Raw genomic sequence first — 5407 nt, forward strand, 5'->3', positions numbered from 1 at the left:
TATTTAAGTGAAAAGGAAATACATCAATAGGCTCAAAATTCCTCTTTCGGTAGCATGACCGAGGAAAACCTAGATAGATCGACAAATAAGCTAATTTGACGTTAAATTCTTGCTACGTAAGTTTTTGAGGCTATTTTTCAGATATTTTTTACTACAGTCTCCCTATTCTCAACTCCCAACTCCCTGCTCCCTATTCCCTTTTCACTTAAATTTATTGTCCTAACCAAAAAACGTACTGCTATACTTTCATGTTGCAATAGATTCAACTTGAACTTTAACTACTGACTATTTATAATTGCCGATTGACTGGTGGTATAGGCTGATATTAACTAAGTAGGTATAGTAAATATCTAATATGAAATATGAAATATGAAATATAAAAAAGAATGATACGAATAATTTAACTGGTTAAAAAACTTTACCCAGAAATGTCGATTTGACTAAAAACAGAGTTTTACTCTAATAAATGATATGTAGGCTATTCCTCCTGACTACTGACTTATAACTTATGCCTCATGACTCTTTAAATAGTCTAAGTATAACACTGCGCGCAGGGAACAGGCAATAGGGAACACCTCATTTGGGGGAATAAAAAACTGGTCAGGTAAGACTTTGAGCTATTGGACACCTCCTGCAATTTGTAAATATGCCAGCGCACATTGCTATATTTGTAGCAAAAATTTTAGTATTTCATATAAATATGGGACTATCATAATCCTCATGGTTAATCTTGAGATTAATACAAATCAAATATTTGTATAAAATCTATCAATAGAGGCACCCAAGTATCCGAAGCGAGAGCCAAATAATTGTCCTGTTCCAAAATTAGTCATCTTTTTCGTAACTAAATTTGCCCTCTATTTCGCTATAAGCTTTATGATCAGGACTGTGTGTGGTGTGAAGTGAAGGAGTAAGATGACTGCCGATAGCCAATTCATCTCTGGCAAGGTAATTAGAGGGTTTACAGGACACGGTTTTCAACCTTTCCTCCCCAGAGATAGACAAAAAAGTCGATTTCTAGAGGGCCTAGAGGTAGGATGTTATAAACGATTATTTGATATCCTGTTTTCTCTGTCGGTTCTCATATTGTTTGCCCCTATTTACCTGTTTATAGCTTTACTAATTGTCTTTAGCTCACCAGGATCTGTTTTTTATGTTCAAGAAAGAGTGGGTAAAAATCGAAAGCTTTTCCGTTGTTTGAAGTTTAGAACTATGGTGAAAAATGCAGATGAGATGTTAGGAGAAATTATGGAAACATATCCTCATCTGCGCCAAGAATTTCAAGAAAGTTTTAAATTAAAACATGACCCTAGAATTACATGGATAGGTAAATTTCTCAGGGTAACGAGTTTAGATGAATTTCCCCAATTTTGGAATGTTTTGAAAGGTGATATGAGCGTTGTAGGGCCTAGACCATTAGTGGTTGAAGAACTACCAAAATATGGTCATCACATGGATAAAATTCTGACAATCAAACCGGGAATTACAGGTTTATGGCAAGTTTCTGGTCGCAATGATATTCCCTATCCTAAGAGAGTTCAAATTGACCTTTTTTATGTAAACTTCAGAAATTTTTGGATAGATATATGGATCATGTTTAAAACAGTTGGTATTGTTGTTTTCCCAAAAAATAATGGTGCTTACTAAGGCTTGTCATTGGCTTGTCATTAATGACTAAGTGATTTAAAATCAATTGAAGTTATTACGGGGTTAGAGGTTGATAGTATTTTTCCAACTATTATCTTTCTAACCTACTAACCAAAATTGATCAGCTTAAATAAAATCAGTTTTAGTTGCTTGAGAGAAATAGTGTTTTTCAAGGAGTAAAGTTGATAAATATTAACTCAAAATACTTGGTTATGAGAACAATTTTAGGTTAGTCTAGAAATCTGGGGATGGTAGAGAGTATAACCAAACTATATAAGCAAACAAAAAAATAAATATATATTTATTTTTTTGCACTGTAGCGATTGAGCTAATTATTATGGACATTCCCATGCCAATTTATTACCTTAGTAAATATTAACTCCAATGACTGAAAAGAAACGAGCACTAATTACTGGTATTACAGGTCAAGATGGTTCATACTTGAGCGAACTTTTGTTAGAGAAGGACTATGAAGTTCATGGTATTATTAGACGTAGTTCTAGCTTCAATACAGATAGGATAGACCATATATATGAAGATTCTCATAATCCTGATGCTAGATTATTTCTACATTATGGAGACTTAACTGATGGGACTACTCTACGTCGAATTCTGGAAGAAGTTAAACCAGTAGAAATATACAATTTAGGTGCCCAGTCCCATGTGAGGGTTAGCTTTGATTCTCCAGAATATACAGTAGATGCCGTGGGAATGGGCGCTCTACGTTTACTCGAAGCAATTCGAGACTATCAACAACGTACTGGAATTGAAGTTCGTTTTTATCAAGCTGGTTCTTCGGAAATGTTTGGCAAAGTCCAAGAAGTACCTCAGAAAGAAACTACACCTTTTTACCCCCGTAGTCCTTATTCTTGTGCTAAAGTTTATGCCCACTGGCAAACAATAAATTATCGAGAATCATACAATCTCTTTGCTTGTAATGGTATATTATTCAACCATGAAAGTCCTCGTCGAGGTGAGACTTTTGTAACTCGTAAAATTACTCGTGCTGTAGCTAGAATTGTAGCGGGTAAACAGAAGAAACTCTATCTTGGTAACTTGGATGCTAAACGAGATTGGGGATATGCAAAGGATTATGTTAGAGCTATGTGGATGATGCTACAACAGGAGGAACCAGATGATTATGTGATTGCTACAAATGAAACTCATTCTATTAAAGAATTTCTAGAAATAGCATTTACTTATGTAAATCTAAATTGGCAAGATTATGTAGAGTTTGACCCCCGTTATCTTCGTCCTGCGGAGGTTGATTTATTAATTGGTGATTGTACAAAAGCACAAGAAAAGTTAGGTTGGAAACCATCAGTTACATTTACAGAGTTGGTAAATTTAATGGTTGATTCTGATATTAAAGCTTTGGAAAAAACTACTACCATGAGCAATGGTTTTGATTAAAATTTTTTGGCTAAGTTATTAAGAGGATTTAACTCTTGAGGTAATCCTTAATTTTTTTGAGGTGATAGTGCTTTTATTGGTCTTTTGGCACTATCAAAATTAAATAAACTTGATGATGAAAAAGTAGCTAAAAAGAAAGAGAGAATTATCAGGTGTATCTAGATAATATAATGAGTAAAAGTAGAGAGTAATTCAAGAAAAAACATTTCTAGCACTAGAATAAGTATGAAGTAAAAAGCTGGCATCAATATAAGATGATATTTAGCTACAGTCCTAGTAGGAATTGATTGTTTTTAGATGCTACTATAGCAATCATAAATAGCTGTTTACTAATGCAGAATGTGAGAAGTTTAGTTAAACTAAAAATTAACAGTTAAGGTCTATGAGATTATGACTGTACAAATGCTGGATATAATTCCTAAATTTTTGGTAAAATTTAAATTGTCAAATTTTCTTCTATAGCACTATGCATATAGGACTTGGACATTGGTAAATCCTGTTTGCTTTTTTGCAGGCGGAAAGCTTTCCTAGGTCATGCTCCGCAAACGCTTTTAATGTTGCAGAGCAAAATGGTTTGACACGCTGCGCGACATGAATGGGTAGCATCCCCTAGGGAAGCATTTGGGCATCGAAAACTCTCTCAGATATTACCTTATAACTTTTGACTTGCACCGCTATATATCATCTCAGGAAAGCCAAAATTTCTTCTACACCCTAAAGCTGGAAAAATCTTGAGTAGCAATTAAATCCCAGTAATAGGAAATAAGAGATTTTTCTATCTCTAAGACCTATAGTATAACCGTATTTTTATTGGGCTGATTTTAATCCACAATACCTTAAAGCTAAAGTCTAATTAGTATCAATCTTGGAGGTTTTTAATGAGTAAATTAGAGTTAGAAAACAAGAGAATTTTGGTAACAGGTGGATCGGGTTTTCTTGGACGCCAAGTTATAGATCAACTTCATAAAGCAGGAGCTAATCCTGATAAGATTACTGTACCGCGATCGCGTGATTATGACCTTAGGACTCTGGAAGCTTGCCAAAAAGCTGTCCAAGAACAGGATATTATAATTCACCTTGCTGCTCATGTAGGGGGTATTGGTCTGAATAAGGAAAAACCTGGTGAGTTATTTTACGATAATTTGATGATGGGAGTGCAATTAATTGATTGTGCTTATAAAGCAAATGTAGAAAAATTTGTTTGTGTGGGTTCGATATGTGCTTATCCTAAATTTACTCCGGTTCCTTTTAAAGAAGAAGACCTTTGGAATGGTTATCCAGAAGAAACTAATGCTCCTTATGGTATTGCCAAGAAAGCTCTTTTAGTTCAACTGGATGCTTATCGTCAACAGTATGGTTTTAATGGTGTTTATCTGTTACCTGTTAACTTGTACGGACCTGAAGATAATTTCGATCCTAAGAGTTCCCATGTAATTCCTGCTTTAATTCGGAAAGTACATGAAGCTCAAGTTAGAGGAGATAAAAAATTGCCTGTTTGGGGTGATGGTAGTCCTAGTCGTGAATTTTTATACTCTACAGATGCTGCAAGAGCAATTGTTATGGCAACTCAATTTTACAATGAATCTGATCCTATTAATTTAGGAACTAATCATGAAGTAAAGATTCGTGATTTAGTAGAGTTAATTTGTGAATTAATGGATTTCAAGGGAGAATTAGTTTGGGAAACTGATAAACCTAATGGTCAACCTAGGCGATGTTTAGATACACAAAAAGCAAAAGAAAAGTTTGGTTTTGTTGCTAATGTAGATTTTAAGCAAGGACTGAAGAATACAATTGAATGGTATCGAGAAAATGCTGACTAAGTTTAAAGGATATAGATTTTATCTGTTATAATTAATTGATATAAGTATAGAGCTGGAAGAAAATTATCTTTCAGCTTTTATATAATTCAAAACTTTTCTGGATAAAATTTACCATAGAGTTATTCAAAATATCAGGAAGTGATGTTGTAATACCAATTCACTTAAAATAATGTCACCAATAGTTGGTAACTGATGAAGTCAAATAATAAACAGAAATTACTGTAGAGTAGAGGTTTTAAGTACCTAAAATATCACTTCTGACTTCTGACTTTAGTGAAACGGTATAAGCGATCAAGCATCGCTCGAAGCAAAATTAAATCTAGTTTATAGCTTGGTAGTTCTGCAGAGCGTAGTGGTATACAGCAAACAGAAATACCAGGTACGGCAGCAACAGACTCCCACTGCCGTGCCTCGTAACAAAAATTACCGGACAATGCACGACCATTACAATGCAGCACCACCTATAGCTTTTATCAGTTGGATGAGATAAAAAATTGAGATTTAGAGGACAAAAAATAGACAAT

General features: G+C 34.3%; 4 protein-coding genes. 3 read left to right on the top strand and 1 reads right to left on the bottom strand.

Annotation, left to right across the window (positions count from 1 at the left end):
* Positions 1-915 precede the first annotated feature (915 nt).
* From F6K13_RS16480 to F6K13_RS16490, 3 genes are all read left to right on the top strand, one after another.
* On the top strand, positions 916-1647 hold the full coding sequence (locus tag F6K13_RS16480) for a sugar transferase (protein ID WP_124147618.1): 732 nt from the start codon (positions 916-918) through the stop codon (positions 1645-1647).
* Positions 1648-2031: 384 nt separating this feature from the next.
* Positions 2032-3060, top strand: a complete 1029-nt coding sequence (gmd, locus tag F6K13_RS16485; protein ID WP_124147617.1) for a GDP-mannose 4,6-dehydratase — start codon at positions 2032-2034, stop codon at positions 3058-3060.
* Positions 3061-3938: 878 nt separating this feature from the next.
* Positions 3939-4883: a GDP-L-fucose synthase gene (locus F6K13_RS16490; protein WP_124147616.1), complete on the top strand. Its 945-nt coding sequence runs from the start codon at positions 3939-3941 to the stop codon at positions 4881-4883.
* 251 nt (positions 4884-5134) lie between these two features.
* Here F6K13_RS16490 and F6K13_RS16495 read toward each other — a convergent pair whose 3' ends face one another.
* Complete coding sequence (locus F6K13_RS16495; protein WP_124147615.1) at positions 5135-5341, bottom strand: hypothetical protein; 207 nt, start codon at positions 5339-5341, stop codon at positions 5135-5137.
* Positions 5342-5407: the final 66 nt, after the last annotated feature.

The organism is Okeania sp. SIO2B9 (assembly GCF_010672505.1).
In the GTDB taxonomy this organism is placed as follows: domain Bacteria; phylum Cyanobacteriota; class Cyanobacteriia; order Cyanobacteriales; family Microcoleaceae; genus Okeania; species Okeania hirsuta.